Annotated in this window: 20 protein-coding genes; 2 read left to right on the top strand and 18 right to left on the bottom strand. The window is 71.2% G+C overall.

From position 1 onward, the window contains the following. Positions 1 to 10: 10 nt before the first annotated feature. From JIX55_RS28515 to JIX55_RS28450, 14 genes are all read right to left on the bottom strand, one after another. Positions 11 to 1,285, bottom strand: coding sequence for an acyltransferase family protein (locus JIX55_RS28515; protein WP_257566110.1), 1,275 nt, complete (start codon positions 1,283 to 1,285; stop codon positions 11 to 13). Beyond that, positions 1,278 to 2,318 (bottom strand): alpha/beta hydrolase family protein, encoded by a 1,041-nt coding sequence (locus tag JIX55_RS28510; protein WP_257566109.1) that lies wholly within the window; start codon positions 2,316 to 2,318, stop codon positions 1,278 to 1,280. Before JIX55_RS28510 ends, JIX55_RS28515 begins: the two co-directional genes overlap by 8 nt. A gap of 180 nt (positions 2,319 to 2,498) precedes the next feature. Further along, positions 2,499 to 3,431 (bottom strand): alpha/beta hydrolase, encoded by a 933-nt coding sequence (locus JIX55_RS28505; RefSeq protein WP_257566108.1) that lies wholly within the window; start codon positions 3,429 to 3,431, stop codon positions 2,499 to 2,501. A 241-nt stretch (positions 3,432 to 3,672) separates the two neighbouring features. Then, positions 3,673 to 4,995 (bottom strand): kynureninase, encoded by a 1,323-nt coding sequence (locus JIX55_RS28500; RefSeq protein ID WP_257566107.1) that lies wholly within the window; start codon positions 4,993 to 4,995, stop codon positions 3,673 to 3,675. Next, the gene (locus tag JIX55_RS28495; protein ID WP_257566106.1) at positions 4,988 to 5,833 is read right to left on the bottom strand and encodes a tryptophan 2,3-dioxygenase family protein; all 846 of its coding nucleotides are present in this window, start codon (positions 5,831 to 5,833) and stop codon (positions 4,988 to 4,990) included. Before JIX55_RS28495 ends, JIX55_RS28500 begins: the two co-directional genes overlap by 8 nt. Positions 5,834 to 6,004: 171 nt before the next feature. After that, complete coding sequence (locus tag JIX55_RS28490) at positions 6,005 to 6,418, bottom strand: DUF3151 domain-containing protein (protein WP_257566105.1); 414 nt, start codon at positions 6,416 to 6,418, stop codon at positions 6,005 to 6,007. Between the two features lie 260 nt (positions 6,419 to 6,678). Continuing rightward, complete coding sequence (locus tag JIX55_RS28485) at positions 6,679 to 8,223, bottom strand: MFS transporter (protein ID WP_257566104.1); 1,545 nt, start codon at positions 8,221 to 8,223, stop codon at positions 6,679 to 6,681. 282 nt (positions 8,224 to 8,505) lie between these two features. Next, on the bottom strand, positions 8,506 to 9,528 hold the full coding sequence (gene fbaA, locus JIX55_RS28480; RefSeq protein ID WP_257566103.1) for a class II fructose-bisphosphate aldolase: 1,023 nt from the start codon (positions 9,526 to 9,528) through the stop codon (positions 8,506 to 8,508). A 189-nt stretch (positions 9,529 to 9,717) separates the two neighbouring features. Continuing rightward, positions 9,718 to 10,272, bottom strand: a complete 555-nt coding sequence (gene pyrE, locus JIX55_RS28475; protein ID WP_257542738.1) for an orotate phosphoribosyltransferase — start codon at positions 10,270 to 10,272, stop codon at positions 9,718 to 9,720. 32 nt (positions 10,273 to 10,304) lie between these two features. Beyond that, the gene (locus JIX55_RS28470; RefSeq protein WP_257566102.1) at positions 10,305 to 11,099 is read right to left on the bottom strand and encodes an aldose epimerase family protein; all 795 of its coding nucleotides are present in this window, start codon (positions 11,097 to 11,099) and stop codon (positions 10,305 to 10,307) included. 148 nt (positions 11,100 to 11,247) lie between these two features. Then, entirely contained in the window at positions 11,248 to 12,159 is a 912-nt protein-coding gene (locus tag JIX55_RS28465; RefSeq protein ID WP_257566101.1) for an SRPBCC domain-containing protein, read from the bottom strand. Between the two features lie 96 nt (positions 12,160 to 12,255). After that, on the bottom strand, positions 12,256 to 13,902 hold the full coding sequence (locus JIX55_RS28460; protein WP_257566100.1) for a polyamine aminopropyltransferase: 1,647 nt from the start codon (positions 13,900 to 13,902) through the stop codon (positions 12,256 to 12,258). Between the two features lie 317 nt (positions 13,903 to 14,219). Next, entirely contained in the window at positions 14,220 to 14,741 is a 522-nt protein-coding gene (locus JIX55_RS28455) for a DUF2617 family protein (protein ID WP_257566099.1), read from the bottom strand. 457 nt (positions 14,742 to 15,198) lie between these two features. Next, positions 15,199 to 15,567: a hypothetical protein gene (locus JIX55_RS28450; protein WP_257566098.1), complete on the bottom strand. Its 369-nt coding sequence runs from the start codon at positions 15,565 to 15,567 to the stop codon at positions 15,199 to 15,201. A gap of 524 nt (positions 15,568 to 16,091) precedes the next feature. Here JIX55_RS28450 and JIX55_RS28445 point away from each other — a divergent pair. Next, positions 16,092 to 17,297 (top strand): pyridoxal phosphate-dependent aminotransferase, encoded by a 1,206-nt coding sequence (locus JIX55_RS28445; RefSeq protein WP_257566097.1) that lies wholly within the window; start codon positions 16,092 to 16,094, stop codon positions 17,295 to 17,297. Positions 17,298 to 17,473: 176 nt separating this feature from the next. Here the strand turns inward: JIX55_RS28445 and JIX55_RS28440 are convergent, their stop codons facing one another. Beyond that, entirely contained in the window at positions 17,474 to 18,001 is a 528-nt protein-coding gene (locus JIX55_RS28440; protein WP_257566096.1) for a YbjN domain-containing protein, read from the bottom strand. A 212-nt stretch (positions 18,002 to 18,213) separates the two neighbouring features. Next, on the bottom strand, positions 18,214 to 20,835 hold the full coding sequence (gene clpB / locus JIX55_RS28435) for an ATP-dependent chaperone ClpB (RefSeq protein WP_257566095.1): 2,622 nt from the start codon (positions 20,833 to 20,835) through the stop codon (positions 18,214 to 18,216). 146 nt (positions 20,836 to 20,981) lie between these two features. Between clpB and JIX55_RS28430 the strand changes: the two genes are divergently transcribed. Continuing rightward, positions 20,982 to 21,395 carry a pyridoxamine 5'-phosphate oxidase family protein gene (locus JIX55_RS28430; RefSeq protein ID WP_257566094.1) on the top strand — a complete coding sequence of 138 codons (414 nt, stop codon included), beginning with the start codon at positions 20,982 to 20,984 and terminating at the stop codon, positions 21,393 to 21,395. A gap of 251 nt (positions 21,396 to 21,646) precedes the next feature. On the opposite strand, the gene JIX55_RS28425 is transcribed toward JIX55_RS28430, so the two are convergent. Both JIX55_RS28425 and JIX55_RS28420 read right to left on the bottom strand, forming a co-directional pair. Continuing rightward, entirely contained in the window at positions 21,647 to 21,982 is a 336-nt protein-coding gene (locus JIX55_RS28425) for a hypothetical protein (protein ID WP_257542760.1), read from the bottom strand. A gap of 1 nt (position 21,983) precedes the next feature. Then, positions 21,984 to 22,205: a hypothetical protein gene (locus tag JIX55_RS28420; RefSeq protein WP_443046546.1), complete on the bottom strand. Its 222-nt coding sequence runs from the start codon at positions 22,203 to 22,205 to the stop codon at positions 21,984 to 21,986. Between the last annotated feature and the right edge of the window lie 31 nt (positions 22,206 to 22,236).

The raw sequence follows: 22,236 nt of genomic DNA, 5'->3' as shown, positions 1-22,236 counted from the left end.
TCGCATCAGCCTAGGCACGGCGCACCGCTTGGGACGGCGTGTTCTGCGGTTGGGGGGTGGTTCGGGGCCGTATCGCTCGGGAGGTCTTGCGGGGACGGCGGTTCTCGTAGCTGTGGAACGCGGACCAGCAGAGCAGGAGTGCGAGGGTGAAGACCGGGAGCCAGGCCAGGCGGGCCGCCACCCAGGTCAGACTGTCGGGGAGGGTGTGCAGGCCGGGGAGGCGGCCTGCGGCCAGGCCTGTCGCTGTTGTCGCCATCAGTGCCGTCTGGTGCCAGAGGAACACGGTCATCGCCGAGAGGTTGACCACTGCCACCGCCGCCCAGGCCATCGGTCGGCGTCGCAGGGTACGGCGGAGGGGGCCGCGCAGGAGAAGGGCCAGGCCGCACTGGGCCAGGCCGAAGGTGACGGCGGCCAGGGTGGGCGGGTTCAGGTTGGAGATCTGGGCGCCGGGGACGCCGACCATCGACGCCGGGTAGCCCGCCCAGTGGACCAGGGCCGCCGTCGCCGCCGTGCCGGACACCAGCAGGGTCCAGCCCGCGCGGCGGCGGTCCAGTTCGCCTCGTGTCCAGGCCGCGCCCAGGGTGTACGGCACCAGCCAGCCCGCGGCCAGGTTGATCCAGCCGAGTGCCTGGGGGCCGCCGAGGCCGAAGCGGATGAGGTCCACGTGGAGGACGACGGCCAAGGGCCAGAGGGGGTTGAGGCGGGTCAGTAGGGGCGTTGCCGCTGTCAGGGCGGCGAAGACCAGGAGGAACCACAGCGGGGACATGGCCAGTTTCAGGAGGGTGTGGATCGTGTCGATGCGGGTGCCTGTGAGCAGAAGGCCGATCGTGACCGCCGTCCAGAGGGTCAGGAGGGCGGCGACCGGTATGAACAGGCGGGTCAGGCGGGTGTGGAGCCATTGGGTGTACGTCGTGCCGTGGGCTCGGGCCGAGGCGTGGCTCTTCGTGGCCACGTGGCCGCCCACCAGGAAGAAGACGGCCAGGGTTTGGAAGAGCCAGGAGATGGGGGCCAGCCAGGGCATGTGTGGGAGGGGGCTTGTGGTGTGAAGGGTGTTGCCGTCCGGGACCAGGGCGGTCACCAGCCAGTGGCCCAGGATTATGCCGAGTATGGCCAGGGCTCGGAGGGCGTCGACTGCGCGGTCGCGGTCGGGTGGGGTCGCGGTGTTGATGTGATGGGCGGCTTGACGGACGGCGGCGAGCGGGGTTCGGGGACGGCGTGAGGATCGTCCGGTTTGTGTGGCCCGAAGAGTGGTTGCCGTTGGCGTCGGTGCGTGGTGGTTACGCATGAGGTACCTCCGAGCGGGCGCCTTGGGCTATGCCGGCGAGGTTTTCCAGGGCGATGGAGTTGGGGGTGAAGTAGTCGCTGTGGCCGGCGGGGCCCGCGGGGAAGACGTGGGCGCCGTAGGAGGGGGAGGTGGGGTCGGGGCCGAAGCCGAGGGTGGTGCCGAAGAGGTCAGTACGGGTGTGGGGGACTGTCGCGATCCAGTCGTCGGCGCCTCGGGCCGCCCATACGCGTGCCGAGGTGTGCAGGGCGGCCACGCTGTCCACACCTGTGCCGGGGCTGCCGATCAGGGCGATGTCGTCGACGACGTTCTTCAGATCGGTGGCTGCGTGGGCGCAGACGACCGAGCCGTACGAGTGGCAGAGGAGGGCGATGCTGGTGGAGTCGCCCGACAGGCCTCGTAGTTCACGTGTGAACGTGCGGAGGTGAGGGGCCGCCTGTTCCGCGCGGGTGGGGGTCAGGACCGTGGTGCTGATCGTGCCGGGTGTCTCGTAGCCGAGCCAGGCGATCACCGCTGTGTCCGGGCCCGTGCGGTCGTGCAGGGCCAGTGCGGCTTTGTGGAAGCGGTCGTAGGTGTCCAGGCTTGTGTCCGAGCCCGGGACCAGGACCGCTATGTGGTCGGCCTTCAGGAGGTCGCCGAGGACTTCCACCGCCTGGCCCGGGCCTCGGCCGTCGAACGTCAGGAGTTGTCGGGCGGGCGCTGCCATCCACCGGTCCGTCGCTGCTCGGCTTCGGTCGCCGTGGGCTTCGGCCATACGGGCCGCCTGCGCGGCGTTCGCGCGGTTGGCCTCGTACGTCGACTGGAGCGTCGTCGGGGTCAGCGGGGCGAGCGAGGCAGGGCGTGGGGCGGGGATCTGGGGCCGGGCCGCGGCGGAGACGGGGGCGATCACGGCCGTGGCGACCAGGAGGGCGAGGACCGTTCGGCGTAGGCGGGCCGACCAGGTGGGTCGGAACCAGGGGGTGGGGGTGGGGTGTCGGTGGCGTCGTGGCTCCGTGGGTGGTCGGAGGTCTGCCTCCGGCCGTGTCGCGACCCCCATGTCACCCGCCCCTTCCCCTTCGGACCACCCGTCCATCGGGCCGCTCTGGGAAGGAAGTTACGAATCGGGGGTCGTGGTCGGCGTCACGCCAGGGAGCTCACCTGGGAGGTAGCTCTCAGGTATTACGGGTATCAGCGGGGAGGAGCGAGGCCGGTGAAAGGGGTGGCGCCGGGCCGCCGCTCACCAGGCCAATTGCGCGATTTCCTCCACCACTACCGCGCATGCGTCCGCCGCCGGGTCGATCAGGGGGAAGTGGCCCACGCCCTCCAGGAGGGTCAGGCCCACGACCTCGCCCGCCCTGGCCGCGGCGTCGGCGTACGCCTCGGCGACGGCCTGCGGGACGACGATGTCGGAGCGGCCCTGTACGAGGGTGGTGGCGATGCCCGTCGGGAGGAGGAGGGCCGGGTCGGCGTGGGGACGGCGTTCGGCGACCTTGTCCTGGCCGCCGAGGAGTTGGGTCATCGCCCCGCCGCATACGTCCAGCTTCCCGGCCACCTCGAAGTCGGCGATGGGGGCCATGGCGACGACGCCGCGGAGGAGGGCCGGGCGGGTGGTGCGCCACGGGCTGTCGGCCGGGAGTACGTGGCGGGCGGCGGCCCACAGGGCGAGGTGGCCGCCGGCGGAGTGGCCGGTGAGGACCGTGCGGCGTGGGTCTGCCTGGGGCATGGCCTGGCGTACGAGGCCGGGCAGGGCGTCCAGGGCGGCGGCGATGTCGTCGAACGTCTCCGGCCAGCGGCCCGCGAGTGGGGCGGGGGTGTCGCTCGGGCCGGTCTGGGCGGGGAGCGAACTGCCCCTTCTGTATTCGACGTTGGCTACGGCGAAACCGTGGCGGGTGAGGAAGTCGGCGAAGGGGGTGATGTGGTGGCGGTCGTAGGGGACGCGCCAGGCGCCGCCGTGCAGGACCACGATCAAGGGGGCGGTGCCTGCCGGTGCGGCTGCGCCTGTGGCTGTGCCTGTTTCCGCGCCCGTGTCGGAGGGGCGGGGGGCGTAGAAGTCGATCACCTGGTCGGGGTGGTCGCCGTAGGGGGCGGTGGCGTCGGGGGCGACCGGTGCGTGTGAGAAGGCCGATGCCTCTTCGGCGGCATCGCGGGCTGCGGCGTCGTCGTCCGGCATGCGCCAACCTCTCGGGTGAAACGGATTTGGAAGGGTTTGGGATGGGCGGGGCTCTGGGGTGGGGAGGCCTGCCGTTGGCGGGGACGGTATCAGGCCGGTGACGTGCGTTGACACGGGGATATGACGCTGGGTCAGGGTGGTCGGGGAGGGGTGCGCCGCGTCAGCGACACGCCCCCCCACACACACCACAACTACGACAAGCGGACCTGCCCCAGCCACCCCAGGGCCTCCCCCGGCACCGCTACCCCAGCGACCCCAACGTCTCCCCCAGTACCCGTGCCGCACGTTCCACGTCCGTGAAGCTGACGTAGAGGGGGGTGAAGCCGAAGCGGAGGACGTCGGGGTGGCGGAAGTCGCCTATGACGCCCTGGTGGATGAGGCGTTTCATGACGTCGCCGGCGTCGTCGCAGCGGAGGGCGACCTGGCTGCCGCGTTCCGCGTGGGCGGCCGGGGTGAGGGACTCGACGCGGCCTTCGGGGACGTACGCCGATACGCAGCGCAGGAAGAAGTCCGTCAGGGCGAGGGACTTGGCACGGACCGACTCGATCGCCACCCCGGTTCCGGTCCCAGCGCCTGCCCCAGTCCCGGCCTCGGCCTCGGCCCCGCTCCCGGCTCCCGACCCTTCGGCAGACCCTTCCCTCCCCCCGTACCAGACATCAAGTGCCGCCTCCAGAGCCAGCATCGACAGGATGTCGGGTGTGCCCACGCGGCCCCGGAGGGCGCCCGCGGCGGGCTCGTACGACGGGTGCATGGCGAAGGGCTGGGCGTGGGAGGTCCAGCCGGGGAGGGGGGAGTCGAAGTGGGGCTGGAGGTCGTGGCGGACGTAGAGGTAGGCCGGGGAGCCGGGGCCTCCGTTGAGGTATTTGTAGGTGCAGCCGACGGCCAGGTCGACGCCGTGTTCGTCGAGGCCGACGGGGAGGGCGCCCGCGCTGTGGCAGAGATCCCAGACGATGTAGGCGCCCGCCCGGTGGACCGCCGCCGTCAGGGCGGGCAGGTCGTGGAGGCGGCCGGTGCGGTAGTCGACGTGGTTGAGGAGTACGGCGGCCGTACGGTCGCTCAGGGCGGCCGGTACCTCCGCCGGGGTCACCGGGCGCAGCGTGCGGCCCGTCATACGGGCCGCGGACTCGGCTATGTAGCCGTCCGTGGGGAACGTCGTCGCGTCGACCAGGATCTCGTCGCGGCGGCCGTCACCCGCCGGGTCCGCCATGCGTACCGCCGCCACAAGTGCCTTGAACACGTTGACACTTGTCGAGTCGCCGACCACTATCTGGCCGGGCGCCGCGCCCACCAGCGGAGCGATACGGTCGCCGATCCGCTCGGGCGCGGCCCACCAGCCGCTCTCGTCCCAGGAACGGATGCGCAGCTCGCCCCACTCGCGGTGCACGACATCCGCGAGCCGCCCGGGGACCGACACCGGCAGCGCGCCCAGTGAGTTCCCGTCGAGGTACACGGCGTCGTCGAGGACGAAGCGCGCGCGTAGTCCGGCCAGTTCGTCGGCCGCGTCCAATTCCCTTGCCTCACGGGCAAGTTCGCGACCGTTCAGTTCAGTGTCGAGTTCAGACATGGGAGCGCGCCGTCCACAGCTCGGGGAAGACGTTCTTGCGGGCGCGCTTCTCCAGCCAGGCCACGCCGGCGGAGCCGCCCGTGCCGGCCTTGGCGCCCATCGCGCGGCGGGTGGCGACGAGGTGGTCGTTGCGCCAGCGCCAGACGAGTTCGGCGACATCGGTCAACGCCTCTCCGAGGCGGGCGAGTTCGTGGTCCGGGTCGCCGGAGTACAGCTCGGTCCACGCCTCCTCGACCTCGGGGGACGGCTCGTAGCGCTGGGAGACGTCACGTCGTACGACGGACTCGGGGATCGCGTGGCCGCGGCGGGCCAGGAGCCGCAGTACCTCGTCGTAGAGGCTCGGCTCGTGCAGCGCCTTCTCCAGTTCGGCGTGGACGCGCGGGGCGCCCCGGTGGGGTACGAGCATGGAGGCGGACTTCTCGCCGAGCAGGAACTCCATACGGCGGTACATCGCCGACTGGAAGCCGGAGCCCTCACCGAGGGCGGCGCGGTAGGAGTTGAACTGGGCGGGGGTGAGCTGGCCGAGGGGCTTCCAGGAGGCGTTCAGGGCCTCCAGCTCGCGTACGGAACGCTTCAGCGCGTCCTTGGCCGTCGCCACGTCGTCGTTGCGGATCGCGGTGGTCGCGGTCTCCCACTCGTGGACGATGACGGTGAACCACAGCTCCATGACCTGGGTCGTCACCAGGAAGACCATCTCTCCGGGGTCCTCGGAGAGGGGGTGCTGGAGGTGGGTGAGGACGTCCGCCTGGACGTAGTCCTCGTACGGGGTCGTGCCCTGGAAGTCGAGATGCGGGGTCTCGGGCTCCGAAGCCTCGTGGGGCTGAGCCGGAAGGGACATCGCTGTCTCCTGCTGTGTACTCCGGGTAGCGGTCCGCCCCTGCCGAATTCCGACACGGGGGCCCCGGTCCCCACCGGCATACTCGGGGATCCCACCCGGGACCGCAAGGTCCGCCTGGTCACACCCAGGCGGACCTGCACGAACGCGACGCGTGGCTAGCTCAGCACGTGGCTAGCTCAGCGTCTGCGCCGCCGTCGGGGAGGAGTCCTTCAGGAACTGGGAGCAGCGCTCGTACTCCTCCTGCTCGCCGATCGACCCCGCGGCGCGGGCGAGGGCGTGCAGAGCGCGCAGGAAGCCGCGGTTCGGCTCGTGCTCCCAGGGGACGGGGCCGTGGCCCTTCCAGCCGTTGCGGCGCAGGGCGTCGAGGCCGCGGTGGTAGCCCGTACGGGCGTAGGCGTACGACTCCACGACGCTGCCACGCTCGTAGGCGTCGTCGGCGAGCTGGGCCCAGGCGAGGGAGGAGGTGGGGTACTTGGCGGCGACGTCGGCGGGGGGTGTGCCGTTGGCGAGGAGTTCGCGGGGCCCCGGGTCGTCGGGGAGGTGGGTCGGGGGCGGGCCGCCGAGGAGGTTTTCGTGAATCGTCATGGGTTCCAGTCTGGCGCATGTGCGGGGGTCGGGTTCGGGGGGTGGGGGTGGGGATTCGCCGCGGGGTGTCGGGTGGGGTTTTGTCGCCCCCGCCACCCCTACCCGTCGCGTCACCAGGGGCTGCTGCCCCTTCGACCCCGCACGCGATGGAGCTCGGGGGTGCGTGGGCGGGTGCGGGTTGTGTGTGGTTGCTCGTGCCCGCGCGGCGGAGCCGCATATGTGACCGTCCCGCGCCCCTGAGGAGCAGGGGCTGCGCCCCGCTATTTGCTCTCGGCCTCTCCCGGCTGCGTGCCCTCCAGTGGTGGGGCCGTCACGCAGCCGTGGGTACGGCATTCGGGGTGGTGGCAGTCGGGAGCGGGGCGGCGGACTGTCGCGTAGGAAAGGGCTGAACTGGCCAGTAGGGCGGCCGCGCAGGCGAGCATGGCGGTGTCGAAGGCCTTGTCGAACTGGGTGGGTGAGCGGTAGGCCTCGGGGCCCATGCCGGCGATCAGGGGGAGGGCGGCTACGGCGATGAGGCCGGCGGCTCGGGCCGCGGCGTTGTTGATGCCGCTGGCCAGGCCGGCGTGGTCGGTGGAGACGGAGGCCAGGACGGTGGCGGTCAGGGGGGCCACGAGAGTGACCATGCCCAGGCCCATGACCAGGAGGGCGGGGAGGACGTCCGTCGTGTACGAGGCGTCGGGGCCCACTCGGAGCATCAGCAGTACGCCCGCCGTGCACAGCAGAGGGCCGACGGTGAGGGGGATGCGGGGGCCGATGCGTTCACCCAGGGCGCCCGCGCGGGCGGAGAGGAGCAGCATCAGGACGGTGATGGGGAGGAGGGCCGTGCCGGCGCCCAGGGCCGAGTAGCCGGAGACGACCTGGAGCTGGAGGGCGGCGAGGAAGAAGAAGCCGCCGAAGGCCGCGTACACGAACAGGGTGACGATGTTGACCGCCGTGAACTGGCGGGACGCGAAGATCTCCGGGGGCATCATCGGGTCGGGGCGGTGACGTTCGACGTGGACGAAGGCCACGGCCGTCGCCACACCGGCCAGTGCGGTGAGTACGACCGCCACCGAGCCCGCTCTGGCCTCGATCAGCGCGTACGTGATGAAGGCCAGGGACGCGGCGCCGAGCACTGCGCCCAGGATGTCGAAGCCCCGGTCGTGGCTGCGGCGTCCCCCACGCCCGGCTCCTCCCCCACGCCCGGCTTCGGCCGAGCCCGGGGACTCCCATGAGCGGGAGGTGCCCCCAGCGGATTCCGGTACGTGGCGGACGGCGACGGGGACGCAGAGGAGGGCCAGGGGGACGTTCAGGAGGAAGACCCAGCGCCAGCCGGGGCCGTCGACCAGCCAGCCGCCGAGGAACGGGCCGACGGCCGCGCCCACGCCGCCGAAGCCCGACCACAGGCCTACCGCCTTCGCCCTGTCGTCGGGGTGGAACGACGCCTGGATGAGGGCGAGGGAGCCGGGGGTGAGGAGTGCGCCGCCTACGCCCTGGAGGGCTCGGGCGGCGATCAGCACTTCGCCGTTCGGGGCGATGCCGCAGAGGAGTGAGGCGACGGCGAACCACACCACGCCGACCACGAACACCTTGCGGCGGCCGAAGCGGTCGCCCAACGCGCCGCCGAGGAGGATCAGGCCGGCCAGGGTGAGCATGTACGCGTTGACGGTCCACTGGAGGGCCGCGAGGTCGGCGTCCAGGTCGAGGCCGATGCGGGGGAGGGCGACGTTGACGACCGTCGAGTCCAGCAAGGCCATGCTGGAACCGAGCACCGTGGTCAGCAGGATCCACTTGCCCTGGGCAGAGGCCAGGCGTACGTCGGCCATGGTCGGAATCCTCCCGCACCGGGGACGATTGGGCCAGGTGCGTGGGGCACTTGTGACCGTGGTGGTGGATGCTGCTCGCCGGAACCGTGAGGTGAGCCCGGGGCCGCTGCCGAGCCGGGCGGGGTCGCGCAGCCCGGCGCCCACGGGGTGCCGCTGCGCCCACCCTCCCCGCGCTCGGCTTCGCCCGAGCGGGAGAGACCCCCGTCGCCCCCGTCGCACCCAGCGGCACGGGTGGGCGCGACGGGGAAGGCCAGGACGGTTACGGCACCCCGCACCTACCGCTTACTTGATCTTCGTGCCCGCCGAGCGCAGGTTGCCGCAGGCCTCGACCACGCGGGCCGCCATCGACGCCTCCGCGAGCTTGCCCCAGGTGCGGGGGTCGTAGGTCTTCTTGTTGCCGACCTCGCCGTCGACCTTCAGGACGCCGTCGTAGTTCTGGAACATGTGGGCCGCGACGGGACGCGTGAAGGCGTACTGGGTGTCGGTGTCGATGTTCATCTTGACGACGCCGTTCTCCAGGGCGGTGCGGATCTCCTCCTCGGTGGAGCCGGAGCCGCCGTGGAAGACGAAGTCGAAGGGGGACTCCTTGCCGAAGCGGGCGGCGACGCCCTCGTTCAGCTGCTTGAGGAGGTCGGGGCGCAGGACGACGTTGCCCGGCTTGTAGACGCCGTGGACGTTGCCGAAGGACGCGGCCAGCAGGTAGCGGCCCTTCTCGCCCAGGCCCAGCGCCTCGGCCGTACGGATCGCGTCGTCGACCGTCGTGTAGAGGGAGTCGTTGATCTCGTGGGAGACGCCGTCCTCCTCGCCACCGGTCGGGGTGATCTCGACCTCAAGGATGATCTTCGCGGCGGCGGCGCGGGCGAGGAGCTCCTGGGCGATCGAGAGGTTGTCGGCGAGGGTCTCGGCCGAGCCGTCCCACATGTGGGACTGGAAGAGGGGGTTCTCGCCGCGCGCGACCCGCTCCTCCGACACCGCGAGCAGCGGACGTACGTAGCCGTCCAGCTTGTCCTTCGGGCAGTGGTCCGTGTGCAGGGCGACCGTGACGGGGTACTTCTCGGCCACGATGTGCGCGAACTCGGCCAGGGCGACGGAACCCGTCACCATCTCCTTGCTGTACTGACCGCCCAGGAACTCGGCGCCGCCGGTCGAGATCTGGACGATGCCGTCGCTCTCCGCCTCCGCGAAGCCGCGCAGCGCGGCGTGCAGCGTCTGGGTCGAGGTCACGTTGATGGCCGGGTAGGCGAACTTGCCTGCCTTCGCCCGGTCGAGCATCTCGTTGTAGACCTCGGGGGTTGCGATGGGCATGGTCCGCTCCTTGTATGTGCGGGTGGCGTTGTGCTTACGAGCCCTGACCTAGGGTTGCGACATCATCGTCGGCCCCATCTTTCCAGACGCGACCGGATGCTCCGGCCAGGGTGTCCGGAACTGTTCGGTAACCCCTGACCTTGGTGTTCTCAGGTGTTCTTACCGGTTGTTCGTACCGGCGAGCCGACCTCAGTCGAGGCCCAGCTCGTCCTTCGAGAACGCGAAGCGGTAGGGGACACCGGCGCCCTGCTCGATCTTCTCGGCCGCGCCGGTCGCCCGGTCGACGATCGTGGCGACGGCGACGACCTCCGCGCCGGCCTCGCGCACGGCCTCGACAGCGGTCAGCGGGGAGCCGCCGGTGGTGGAGGTGTCCTCGACGACGAGGACCCGGCGGCCCGCGATGTCCGGCCCCTCGACCCGCCGCTGCATGCCGTGCGCCTTGGCCGCCTTGCGGACGACGAACGCGTCGAGCCGCCTGCCGCGCGCGGCGGCCGCGTGCAGCATCGCGCCGGCCACGGGGTCGGCGCCCATCGTGAGACCGCCGACCGCGTCGAAGTCGAGGTCGGCGGTCAGGTCGAGCAGCACCTGCCCGACCAGCGGGGCGGCCTCACCGTCGAGGGTGACGCGGCGCAGGTCGACGTAGTAGTCCGCCTCCAGACCCGACGACAGGGTCACCTTGCCGTGCACCACGGCCTTGTCCTTGATCTGCTGCAGCAGCGATCCGCGTACGTCCACGTCAGTCATGGCAGCCAGCTTAAGGGGGCCCTTATGTCCGCTTACAGGCGCCGCCACGTCCAGGTCGTCGTGGCTTCGAGGGGGTCGATGGGGGTGACCAGGCGGGGGTGGGTGTTGAGGCCGTTGGGCGGGCCGGTCTGCGGTTCGACGCACACGGCCTCCGCCTGCTCGTCGTAGACCACGACCCACTCCTCGCGGGAGGCGACCGTCAGCTCCAGCCGGCCCGGCCAGGTGAGGGTGACGTCGACGCCGTCGGGCATCCCGAAGCAGTCGTCCCAGGGGCCGGGCTTCGGGGCGAGGCGGCTGCCGGTGGGCAGGTGGTCCGCGCCGCGCTCCTCCTGCCAGGCGGGCGCGAAGTCGATCCGTACGTCCTCCCCGCCGCCCGCCAGGTTCCGGTTGAACCAGGGGTGCCAGCCGATCTGGGCCGGGAACGAGGAGTCGTGCGCCTCCACGGACATGGCGAGGGTGAGGGTGTCCGGGGTGAGGGTCACCACCTGGGTGACGCGGCCGGGGTAGGGCCAGGGGTCGACGAGGTCGTACGTGAGGACGGCCTCGGTGTCGCCGCGGCTCGCGACGCGCCATGATCCGTCGCGGGTCGTGCCGTGGATGGCGTTGGGCGGGGCGTTGAGGGGCATCTGCCGCACGGTGCCGCCGCTGAGGAAACGGCCGTCGCGGATCCGGCCGCACCACGGCACCATCGGGAAGCAGCCGAACCGCTCGCCCTGACGCAGCAGTTCGACCCCACCGACCCGCAGGCCCGCCACCCGGCCGCCGTTCCCCGGCGCCAGCACCGCCTCCGCGTCACCCGCGGCCAACGTGATCTCTTCGCTACTCACGCCTTCGACCCTACTGGGCCCACGGCCCTGGGGAGTTCAGGGGCGGTCGATGGAATTCAGGGGCGGTCGGTGCAATGCGGGGGCGGTCGGTGGAATGCGGCGGAGCTCGGTCGCCCGGGCGAACTCGTCCTCGTCGTCGGCGGCGGCATCAACGGCGTCTGCGCAGGGCGCGGCTCACGATGATCGCGGAGGCGACGGCGAGGGCCGCCGCCGGGGCCGCCCAGCGGAGCGTCGCGCTCGCGGAGACGGTCTCGGGGGCCGGGACCGGGGCGTACCGGCCGCGTGGCGGGGCGTGGTCGACCTCCTCCGCGCTGCGGCCGATCATCGTCCGCCGCGCATGTGCGGCCTCGGCCGGCGGCTCACCCCCGGCGACGAAGTCGTCCTCACCGAAGGGGTCCAGCGCCGACGGCGGCACTTCGGCCTCGAAGACGGAGGCCGGGGGTTCGTCCTCACCCGGCTCGTCACCGGCTTCAGTGACTTCGACAGCCTCAGAAGCATCATCCGCGGCCTCGGCGGCCTCGGCTTCAGCGGGGGGCTCACCGTCACTCTCAGCCCCGGCCCCGGGAGCAGGATGTCCCTCAGCCGTACCCGGTGTCTCCTTCTCCGTCCGCTCCCCCGGCTGCGTCCCCTTCTCCGGCCCCTCGGTCGTCCCCAGGTTCTCCGCGAACCTCCCCAGCAACCGCGTCACCGCCGACGACACCGAGTCCGGCGGGAGTTCGGTCACGCGGCCGTCGGCGGTGGCCGTGCCGGCGAAGGCGAGGGTCGTGCCCTCGGTGGCCGGGAGGAGGCGGAGGGTGAGGGTGAGTTCGACGGAGCCGGTGCCGCGGGCCTCGGTGGCGTCGCCCTCGACGGCGTACGTACCGTCGTCCTGGGCGGTGACGCGGAGGGTGCCGCGATAGGTGATGGTGTGGCCGGCGATACGTACCTTCAGGCGGCCGGCGACGGGTGGGGTGCCCGCGTCCTGCTGGAGCCCGGGGACCGCTCGGGCCACCCGCTCGGGGTCGGACAGCGCCTCCCGGAGGCGGCCGACGGGAACCGGAACGAACACCTCATGCTCCATGGAAGCCGAGCCTACCCAGGAGGCGCCGCACCGCACCCGTACCTCCGCGTTATTGCTCGTGTTCCGCCCCACCCGTTCCACACGGGCACAGGTGACTCAGTCGGCGTACCTCGGATGCACCAGCGTCGACGGTGGCAGCTTCTCCACGCGGTCGTCGGCGTCGAGTCGCGCGACCCCGGTGCCGAGGTCCGGCGGCGGCCGTCGGCCGTCGGCGGTCCGGGTCGCCAGGACGAAGCCCCAGTCGTGGGGGGTGCGGGAGGTACGGGCCGTGCGGTCGGGGCCGGTGACGTAGCCGGGGTCGGTGGCGGCGACGCGGTAGGGCGTGGTGCGCAGGCCGGTGGCGCGGACGGTGGCGTCGACCGTCCAGAAGACGTGCCGACGGGACGACACCGGGCCCGCGTGCACGACCAGGCGGCCGTCGTGGGCGAGGAGCTCGCGGGCCAGGCCGTAGAACTCCTGCGAGTAGAGCTTGGTGCTCGCCGTGATGCCGGGGTCGGGGAGGTCCGAGATCACGACGTCGTACGTCTCCGTCCGGCGGGCGTCGCGCAGCCAGGCGAAGGAGTCCTCCGTGAAGACGCGGACGCGGTCGTCGTCGTAGGCGTGGTGGTTGAGGGACGACAGGGCCGGGTCCGTGCGCGCCAGACGCACCACGCCCGGGTCGAGTTCGACGATGTCGATCTGGCGCACGTCCGCGTGGCGGACCACTTCGCGGGCGGCGAGGCCGTCGCCGCCGCCCAGGACGAGGACGCGGGCGTGGGGGCCGGCGCTCATGGCGGGGTGGACGAGGGCGCGGTGGTAGCGGTGTTCGTCGCGGCCGCTGATGCGCAGGCGGCCGTCGAGGAAGAGGGAGAACGGGCGGCCGTCCCTGCCGCCGGTGAGGACGATCTCCTGGATGCCGGTCTGCGTGGCGACCCGTACGTCCTTGCCGTAGACAGCGCGCCGGGCGGCGCGTTCGAAGTCGTCGACGTGTGCGGCGGCGGTGGCGAGGAGGCCGAGGACGGCGAGGTTGGTGACCAGCAGGAACCAGCGGGCGCGGCGGCTGAGGTCGTGGTGGAACAGGCCCAGGACGAGGGCGCCGCCGACGAGGGCGTTGACCGTGCCGGTGAGGAGGGCGCCGGTCAACTGGCCGAGCCAAGGGAGGAGCAGGAAGGGGAAGGCCAGGCCGCCGACCAGCGCGCCCACGTAGTCGGCCGCGAACAGGTCGGCTACGGCGCCGCCCGCGTCCTGGCGGCGGATGCGTTGGATCAGCTCCATCAGCAGGGGGACTTCGGCGCCGATGAGCAGGCCGATGGCGAGGGAGAAGGCGACGAGGAGGTAGCGCGAGCCGCTCGCCCACATGCCGCCCCAGTCGCCGGTCCAGGCGAACGCCGCGTACAGCGCGAGGGCACTGCAGCCGCCGACGAGGGCGAGGGCGGCTTCGATGGCGCCGAAGCCGAGGGCCGCGCGGGGGCGGAGGCTTTTGGCGGCGAGGGAGCCGATGCCCATGGCGAAGACCATGACCGAGAGGACGACCGAGGCCTGGGTGACGGAGTCGCCGATCAGGTACGAGGCGAGGGCGACGAGTTCGAGTTCGTACACGAGTCCGCAGGCCGCGCAGACGAAGACGCCGGCGAGGACGAGGAAGCGGCCGACGCCCGGGCGGACCGGGAGCCATGCGTGGGCGTCGGCCGGGCCTCCGTGACCGCCCTGGTCGCGCTGGGGAGGAGGGGCGCCAGGGGGTGCGGGGGCCTGCGGCTCGATCACGCCTGGCACGCTACCGTCAGGCTCGCGCTGGGCTGGGTCACCCACACGGGTGATCTGCGATGCTTCGCCGGGCGCCTAATAGCTCGGGGGTTCGAGTCGGTTCGCGGGGGCGGGTTGTGTGTGGCTGGTCGCGCAGTTCCCCGCGCCCCTCGAAGAAACGGCACTCCGGGCCGAAAAACACGGGCGCAGCCCCTGCTTTTCAGGGGCGCGGGGCTGTGTCGATTTGCGGCTCCGCCGCGTGGGCGCGAGCAACCACAACCCACCCGCACAGCCACCCGCCCCGTCGTCCCACCCCACCGCAGAGCGCGCCCTTCTCCTCAGAGCGCCGCCGGCACCCGGACCCCCACCCTCGTTCTCGTGGCCACCAGTTGGCCGTCCTGGGGATACGAGTGCCATGTACGCCAGTGCACTTGGCCCTCGTGGCGTTGCGCGAGCATCGCCGTGAAGGCGTGGGGGCTGCCGGGGAAGACGCCTGCCAGGCCGTGGGGGTGGTCGGAGACGAGGGCCAGCAACTCCTGGGCCCGGCCGGCGAAGGAACCCGGTGACAGGACCTCGATCCGGGCCGCGAATTCGTACTCCCAGTCGTCCACGCGTTTGGCGACGCCGAGCGGGAGGGGCGTGCTGGACCCCGGGATGCATGCGACCGTCTCCGAACAGTGGCTGCCCTGTTCCTCCTCCAGGAGCACCTGGTGGGACGCGCCGAGCAGTCTCAACTGCAGCTTCGCGCCGGAGAGTTCGAGGTCGAGCGTGGCGAGCGCGGGTAGCGGTTCGCGGCCCAGGGCCCAGGCGAGGTCGGCCGCGCGCGTGTCGGTGTAGGCGGTGTTCAGGGTCGTGAGCATGGGTCGGCTCCGCTAGCACTCAATGAGAAGAGGAGTGGGTCCGGCGCACCCCGGTCGGCCCCGGGGGAGGTGGCCCGGTCAGCCAGGTCGGGCGAGGACGACGTCCCGGTATGTCCGGTCAAGCCAGGTCAGGCCTGCCGGGAGGGACGTCCGGGGGCTGCGTTGGCGATTTATAGGCAATCATGAACTGTGGCGCCACCACAGCTTTTTTACCCAACTTGACGTGCTTTCCATCCCCCCGAGGGCTGCCCAGCTCAACTGTTCAACCAGGCGTACGCTCCGTGCGCCGAAGTGCTCCCCGCACGCCCACCGGACCGGGCGCGCGAACCTCGGGGAGCGCCCGTCGGCCAACCGAACCCACCCGGCGTACTCAGGCGTACTCAGGAGTCACACGCGAGCGCCCGCCGGGAAGTCCATCCCGGCGGGCGCTCGCGTCGTGGAGCTCAGCTGCCCCGTGTCAGCTGCCTCCACCGCATCCGCCCCCGCCGCCGCAGGAGGACCCACCTCCGCAGGACGAGCCGCTGCCGCTGCCGCACGACGACGAGCTGCTGCCGCCGGACGACGAACCCCGGTCGTCGTTCGACGAGGAGTCGGACGACCCGGTGTCGCCGACGCCCGCGGCACCCAGTACCCACCAGCTGTTGTCGCTGCTGTCGGAGCTGCTGCTGCGGCTACCGCTCCGGTGGGCGCTGCCGCGTCCGCCCGACGAGCGGCGGCGTGCGGCCGCTCGTGCCGCGTTCGCCCTGCTCCGGTTGACGGCCACGACGATCACCGTCATGAGACAGACCACCGCCAGGATGATGCCGATCACCGCGATCGCGTTCATGGCGTCACCCTCCCCTCTTTTTCCTGAGTCCCCCGAAGCGGCCCCCCGTGGGCGCCTCGCTCACTTCCGTGTGGCGGGGATGCCCCCGCTGTCTTTCGTTCAAAGCCGAGTTGAGCAAGTCCAGAGCTTCGTCGTGCGAGTCCGGTGCCGCGCGGTCCGCTCTCTCGGCGTCTCGCAGTCAGCTGCCGCCGCCGCAACCGCCGCCTCCTCCTCCGCCGCCGCCGCAGGAGGAACCGCCGCCACACGACGAGCTGCTCCCGCACGACGACCCGCCGCCCCCGCTGGACGACCCGCCGTCCGCCCACCAGCTGCGCGAGCGCCGACGGTTCCGCCGTGAGCCTCCGCCGAGCCTCGACACGATGCTGATCACCACGATCGCGCCCAGGAAGATGAGGAAGATCTCCATCTCGGCACCTGCCTTTCGTCCCCCTTGCAGACCCCCCGTGGGCCGTGCGTGACGTGGGGATGCCCTGCCCTCCCATCGCTCAAAGCGGAGTTGAGGAAGTCCAGAGGTTCGGCGCAGGATGACGGCCATGACCTCCAGCGCAAGCCCCGCCCCCACCCCTCGCCCTCCGCTCAACCGGCGGCTCGCCGAGTTCGGGACGACGATCTTCGCCGAGATGTCGGCGCTCGCCCTGCGGACCGGGTCGATCAACCTGGGCCAGGGTTTCCCGGACACCGACGGCCCCGAGGAGATCCGCGAGGCCGCCGTACGGGCGCTGCGCGACGGGCGCGGCAACCAGTACCCGCCGGGGCCGGGCGTCCCCGAGCTGCGCACCGCGATCGCCGCGCACCAGGAGAAGCGGTACGGGCTGACGTACGACCCGGACACGGAGGTGCTGGTCACGGCGGGCGCCACGGAGGCCATCGCGGCCGCCCTGCTGGGGCTGCTCGAACCGGGTGACGAGGTGGTCGCCCTGGAGCCGTACTACGACTCGTACGCGGCCTGCATCGCGATGGCGGGCGGGACGCGCGTACCGGTGACGCTGCGCCCGCACGAAGGAAGTTTCCGGCTGGACCTCGACGAGCTGCGGGACGCCGTCACCGACCGGACGCGGCTGCTGCTGATCAACACCCCGCACAACCCGACCGGCACGGTCCTCACCCGTGCGGAGCTGACGGCGATCGCCGAGCTGGCCGTCGAGCGGGACCTGCTGGTGGTGACGGACGAGGTGTACGAGCACCTCGTCTTCGACGACGCCGAGCACATTCCGCTGGCGACCTTCCCCGGGATGCGGGAGCGGACGGTCACCATCGGTTCTGCGGGGAAGACGTTCTCCTTCACGGGGTGGAAGGTGGGCTGGGTGACGGCCCCGCCCGCGCTCGTCTCGGCCGTGCGCTCGGCGAAACAGTTCCTGACGTACGTCGCGTCCGGGCCGTTCCAGTACGCCGTCGCCGAGGCGCTCGCGCTGCCGGACAGCTACTTCGAGGCGTTCCGCGCGGACATGCTGGTCAAGCGGGACGTGCTGGCGACGGGGCTGGCGGACGCCGGATTCGAGGTGTTCCGGACGGCCGGCACGTACTTCGTCACCACCGACATCCGGCCCCTCGGCGAAACCGACGGCTTCGCCTTCTGCCGGGCGCTGCCCGAGCGTGCCGGTGTCGTCGCCATCCCGAACGCCGTGTTCTACGACCACCGGGAGGCCGGAGCGCCCTTCGTACGGTTCGCGTTCTGCAAGCGCCCGGAGGTGCTGGAGGAGGCGGCGAAGCGGCTGAAGGCGGCGTTCTAGCAGCGGCAGCCGTGACGTGCGCGGACGGCGAAAAGCCCGGCCGTGGTACGCCGCCGTTCCGGTCGGCGCCCTGGCCGGGCTCTCGTACGTCTGCGGGGTTCTCTGTCGTCGTCGACCGGACCCCCTCGCAGCCGCCGCGGTGACGGCTGCGGAACAGCTCCTGGACGACTACTCGCCTACTCGTCGTCCTCGGGCTTCTCGGCCTCGTCCACGTCCTCGGCCAGGCCGAGCTGCTCGACGAGCCACTTGTCGAACTCGATGGCGGCCCGCACCCAGCTGACCGTCGACGAGACGAAGTGCTCCAGGCTGACGCCGGTGCCGATCAGCAGCTGGGCCTCACCGATGAGACGGACCGTGCCGTCGTCGTGGGTGTGGCTGTAGACCTTGGGCCACAGGGTGCGGCGGTTCCAGTCGTCGATGGTCTCCAGCAGAGCCGACTTCTCGGTGATCTGGTGCGGGCGGTCGTAGAACGTGCGCACCGAGAAGACCTGCTGGTCACCCTCGCCACGGAACATGAAGTACGTACGGAATTCCTCCCACGGCGCCGCGAGGTCACCCTCGTCGTCGACGACGTACTTCAGCTCCATCTGGTCCAGGAGCTGCTTGACGAGGTCCTGATCCGGGACGACGGGGCCCGCCGGCCCTTGGGGCTGCGGCTCGGGCTGGCCCCCGAAGTTCGGAATCGAGGACGGGTCGATGGACATACGTTGGATACTCCTGCGGTCGTCTGGCTCGTCCGGCCGTCCGCTGAGAGCTGAGACCAGACGTACAGACTCCACCCTCTCTCTCTTCACCCTCGCCCGGCAACCGCCACCGCCGATGGGTTTGCCCTGCGTGTCGGATCAGCGACGGAGTGCGGACGACCGCGTGGCCCTGAGGCACTTGCCCCAGGGCCACGGCCGGGAAGCCGTACGGACTACAGCGTCTTGCCCGGCGTCTCCCTCGGGACCGGGCCCACGATCAGGCCCTCGCCCTCCCCGAACGCGTCCACCCGGACCGTGTCGCCGTCCTTGACCTCGCCGGCCAGGATCTCCCTGGCCAGGCGGTCGCCGATGGCGGTCTGGACGAGGCGGCGCAGCGGGCGGGCGCCGTAGGCCGGGTCGTTGCCCTCGTCGGCGAGCCAGGTGAGGGCCGCGTCGGTGATCTCCAGGGTGAGGCGGCGCTCGGCGAGGCGCCCCGCGAGACGGTCGATCTGGAGCGCCGCGATGCGCCGCAGCTCCGCCTTGTCCAGCGCGGAGAAGACGACGAGGTCGTCGAGGCGGTTGAGGAACTCCGGCTTGAAGGAGGCCCGGACCATTTCGAGGACCTGCTGCTTCTTCTCCGCCTCGCTGGTGACCGGGTCGACCAGGTACTGGCTGCCCAGGTTCGAGGTGAGGATCAGGATCGTGTTGCGGAAGTCGACCGTACGGCCCTGTCCGTCCGTCAGCCGGCCGTCGTCCAGCACCTGGAGGAGGATGTCGAACACCTCGGGATGGGCCTTCTCGACCTCGTCCAGCAGCACCACCGAGTACGGGCGCCTGCGGACGGACTCCGTCAGCTGGCCGCCCTCCTCGTAGCCGATGTAGCCGGGGGGCGCGCCGACGAGCCGGGCCACGCTGTGCTTCTCGCCGTACTCCGACATGTCGATGCGGATCATGGCCCGCTCGTCGTCGAAGAGGAAGTCGGCGAGGGCCTTGGCCAGCTCGGTCTTGCCGACGCCGGTGGGGCCGAGGAAGAGGAAGGAGCCGGTCGGGCGGTCGGGGTCGGCGATGCCGGCGCGGGAGCGTCGTACGGCGTCGCTCACGGCCCGTACGGCCTCGCTCTGGCCGATGAGGCGGCGGCCCAGCTCGTCCTCCATGCGGAGCAGCTTCTGGGTCTCGCCCTCCAGCAGGCGGCCCGCCGGGATGCCGGTCCAGGAGGCGACGACGTCCGCGATGTCGTCGGCGCCGACCTCGTCCTTGACCATGGTGTTCTTGGACGCGGCGGCCTCCTCCTCGGCCTCGGAGGCCTCCTCCAACGCCCTTTCCAGGGCCGGGATCTCCCCGTACAGCAACTTGGAGGCCGTGTCGAAGTCGCCGTCGCGCTGGGCTCGTTCGGCCTGGCCGCGCAACTCGTCGAGCTTCTCCTTGAGTTCACCGACGGCGTTGAGGGACTGCTTCTCCTTCTCCCAGCGGGCGGTGAGGTTCCGCAGCTCCTCCTCCTTGTTGGCGAGGTCGCGGCGCAGCTTCTCCAGGCGCTCGCGGGAGGCCGCGTCGGTCTCCTTGTCGAGGGCCATCTCCTCCATGCGGAGCCGGTCCACGGACCGCTGGAGCTCGTCGATCTCGACGGGCGAGGAGTCGATCTCCATGCGGAGCCGGGAGGCGGACTCGTCGACGAGGTCGATGGCCTTGTCGGGCAGGAAGCGGGAGGTGATGTACCGGTCGGAGAGGGTGGCGGCGGCGACCAGCGCCGCGTCCGCGATCACGACCTTGTGGTGGGCCTCGTAGCGGCCCTTGAGTCCGCGCAGGATGGCGATCGTGTCCTCGACGGTCGGCTCGGCGACCAGCACCTGCTGGAAGCGGCGCTCCAGCGCAGGGTCCTTCTCGATGCGCTCGCGGTACTCGTCGAGGGTGGTGGCGCCGACCATGCGCAGCTCACCGCGGGCGAGCATCGGCTTCAGCATGTTGCCGGCGTCCATGGCGGAGTCGCCGCCGGCGCCCGCGCCGACGACGGTGTGCAGCTCGTCGATGAAGGTGATGATCTGCCCGTCGGAGTCCTTGATCTCGGCGAGGACCGTCTTCAGCCGCTCCTCGAACTCGCCCCGGTACTTGGCCCCGGCGACCATGGCGCCGAGGTCGAGCGAGACGAGCCGCTTGTTCTTCAGGGACTCGGGCACGTCGCCCTTCACGATCCGCTGCGCGAGCCCTTCGACGACGGCGGTCTTGCCGACGCCCGGCTCACCGATGAGGACCGGGTTGTTCTTCGTACGGCGCGACAGCACCTGCACGACGCGCCGGATCTCCTGGTCCCGGCCGATGACCGGATCGAGCTTGCCCTCACGCGCGGCGGCGGTGAAGTCCGTGCCGAACTTCTCCAGGGCCTTGTACTGCCCCTCCGGATCGGCTGTGGTCACGCGGCGTCCTCCCCTGGCCTTCTGGAACGCCTCCCGCAACTTCCTGGCGTTCGCCCCCTGCCGGGAGAGTACGTCCCCGGCCTGGCCGCCCTTCTCGGCGATCCCGATCAGGAGGTGTTCGGTGGAGACGTACTCGTCGCCCAGTTCCTTCGCCTTGGCCTGGGCCTCGGCGACCACGCTCAGCAGCTCGCGGTTGGGCTGGGGCGGCGACACGGTGGAGCCGGTCACGCTGGGCAGGCCGGCCACGATCTTCTCGGCGCCGGTGCGCACGGCCGCCTGGTCGGCCTCGACCGCGGCGAGCAGGTCGGTGATGTTCTCGTTGTCCTGCCCCTGGAGCAGGGCCAGCAGCAGGTGGGCGGGGGTGAAATCCGGGTTGCCCTCGGACACGGCCCGGTTGCTGGCCGCGTTGATCGCGTCCCGGCTCCTGTTGGTCAGCTCGGCGTCCACGTTCGCTTTTCCCTCCTTGCGTCAGCCGTTGCGTCAGCCGTCGGTACACAGTGACTTGGGCAACGTGCACAAAGTTGAGTCTATTCCACTCAAGGTGGAGACGGGAGGGATCCCGAAGACTCCGTTCGCCATTAGATTCCAGGACCGTGAGCACTTATCGAGTGGATCCGGGCGAGCCGGACGCCGCGTACCTCGTCTTCTGGCAGGAGCGCCACCTCTGCACGCTGACCACCCTCCGCGCCGACGGCAGTCCCCATGTGGTGCCGGTCGGGGTCACCTACGATCCCGGGGCGCGACTCGCTCGGGTGATCACCAGCACGACGAGCGCGAAGGCGCGGCATGTGCGCGCCGCCGGGGCGGAGGGCGCCCGGGTCGCCGTGTGCCAGATGGAGGGCCGGCGCTGGGCCACGCTGGAGGGGCGCGCCCGCGTCCACGAGGACCGCGAGCGGATCGCGGAGGCGGAGCGGCGGTACGCGGAGCGCTATGGCAGACAGCCGCGGCCGAATCCGCACCGCGTGGTGATCGAGATCGAACTGACGGCGGCGCTGGGGCGCGGCTGACGGCCACCCGCAGGAGGCCGTGACCGCCCGTGGCTGACGGCCCACCTGTGCCGTAGCGCGACCGACGGTCCCCGGCCGCCTCCGGTTGACCATTTTTCGGACAGAAGAGCGAGCGGGCGAGTCGGCACGGATACCGGCGGGGATCATGAAATGTCCCCGCAAACCTGCAGCGGCGTCACCGTGTTCAGGTCACGGTGACGCCGCTGCTGGGGGGAAGCGCCTGAGCGATTTGAAACGACGGGGGAATCGCTTCAGGCACTGCGGGGGGTGGCTGATACGGCCGTGGCGGCCGGGGTCTCCGGTTCGGTGAGCTGATGGTCGCGCTGGTCGAGATTGACGAAGACCATCCCGTACCGGACGGCACACCGCACTGGCTGTGGCGCGCCGCGCGGACGCCGCAGACACCGGTACGCCCTGATGTCCTCGTCCTCGTCCCGCGTCACCACCACCGGCTCACCGAACACGGTCACCATCAACGAGTCACCGCTGTGGGGGATGGCGGTGGCCAGGTCGATGAAGTGCCAGCCGGAGCGGTAGGCGGTGGCCATTTCCCGGCGGAAGGAGCGATCGTCAGGCGGAGTCGTCATATCAGGGCCACACGCTGTCTGCCGGAACGACGATCGTCGTCGTCAGGACATCACCCGCTACCACCTCGGACTCCGGCGGTACGACCGGCCACACGCTGTCCGCCTTGACGTCACCCTTCGCGTCGGAGAGGCCACTCAGTGCTCCGAAGGCCACAACGGCGGAGAAGGCGGCAGCAAGTACCGAGCGAAGCATTCTCTTACCCATAGTCGGCTTCGTCCTCACTTGAAGGTCCCTCTTCCCCCGTCGGATACGA

Source organism: Streptomyces sp. DSM 40750, from assembly GCF_024612035.1.
In the GTDB taxonomy this organism is placed as follows: Bacteria; Actinomycetota; Actinomycetes; order Streptomycetales; family Streptomycetaceae; genus Streptomyces.
The sequence above is the reverse complement of the archived record's forward strand: the minus strand, read 5'-3'. Positions and strand labels throughout refer to the sequence as shown.

What these genes read in the sequence shown, in the direction of transcription:
- JIX55_RS28485 (WP_257566104.1), bottom strand. Translation starts at nt 8,223, where the DNA reads ATGGCCGACGTACGCCTGGCCTCTGCCCAGGGCAAGTGGATCCTGCTG.
- JIX55_RS28425 (WP_257542760.1), bottom strand. Translation starts at nt 21,982, where the DNA reads ATGACGACTCCGCCTGACGATCGCTCCTTCCGCCGGGAAATGGCCACC.
- JIX55_RS28440 (WP_257566096.1), bottom strand. Translation starts at nt 18,001, where the DNA reads ATGTCCATCGACCCGTCCTCGATTCCGAACTTCGGGGGCCAGCCCGAG.
- JIX55_RS28505 (WP_257566108.1), bottom strand. Translation starts at nt 3,431, where the DNA reads ATGCCGGACGACGACGCCGCAGCCCGCGATGCCGCCGAAGAGGCATCG.
- JIX55_RS28500 (WP_257566107.1), bottom strand. Translation starts at nt 4,995, where the DNA reads ATGTCTGAACTCGACACTGAACTGAACGGTCGCGAACTTGCCCGTGAG.
- JIX55_RS28490 (WP_257566105.1), bottom strand. Translation starts at nt 6,418, where the DNA reads ATGACGATTCACGAAAACCTCCTCGGCGGCCCGCCCCCGACCCACCTC.
- pyrE (WP_257542738.1), bottom strand. Translation starts at nt 10,272, where the DNA reads ATGACTGACGTGGACGTACGCGGATCGCTGCTGCAGCAGATCAAGGAC.
- JIX55_RS28465 (WP_257566101.1), bottom strand. Translation starts at nt 12,159, where the DNA reads ATGGAGCATGAGGTGTTCGTTCCGGTTCCCGTCGGCCGCCTCCGGGAG.
- JIX55_RS28450 (WP_257566098.1), bottom strand. Translation starts at nt 15,567, where the DNA reads ATGAACGCGATCGCGGTGATCGGCATCATCCTGGCGGTGGTCTGTCTC.
- JIX55_RS28445 (WP_257566097.1), top strand. Translation starts at nt 16,092, where the DNA reads ATGACGGCCATGACCTCCAGCGCAAGCCCCGCCCCCACCCCTCGCCCT.
- JIX55_RS28455 (WP_257566099.1), bottom strand. Translation starts at nt 14,741, where the DNA reads ATGCTCACGACCCTGAACACCGCCTACACCGACACGCGCGCGGCCGAC.
- JIX55_RS28510 (WP_257566109.1), bottom strand. Translation starts at nt 2,318, where the DNA reads ATGGGGGTCGCGACACGGCCGGAGGCAGACCTCCGACCACCCACGGAG.
- JIX55_RS28515 (WP_257566110.1), bottom strand. Translation starts at nt 1,285, where the DNA reads ATGCGTAACCACCACGCACCGACGCCAACGGCAACCACTCTTCGGGCC.
- JIX55_RS28495 (WP_257566106.1), bottom strand. Translation starts at nt 5,833, where the DNA reads ATGTCCCTTCCGGCTCAGCCCCACGAGGCTTCGGAGCCCGAGACCCCG.
- fbaA (WP_257566103.1), bottom strand. Translation starts at nt 9,528, where the DNA reads ATGCCCATCGCAACCCCCGAGGTCTACAACGAGATGCTCGACCGGGCG.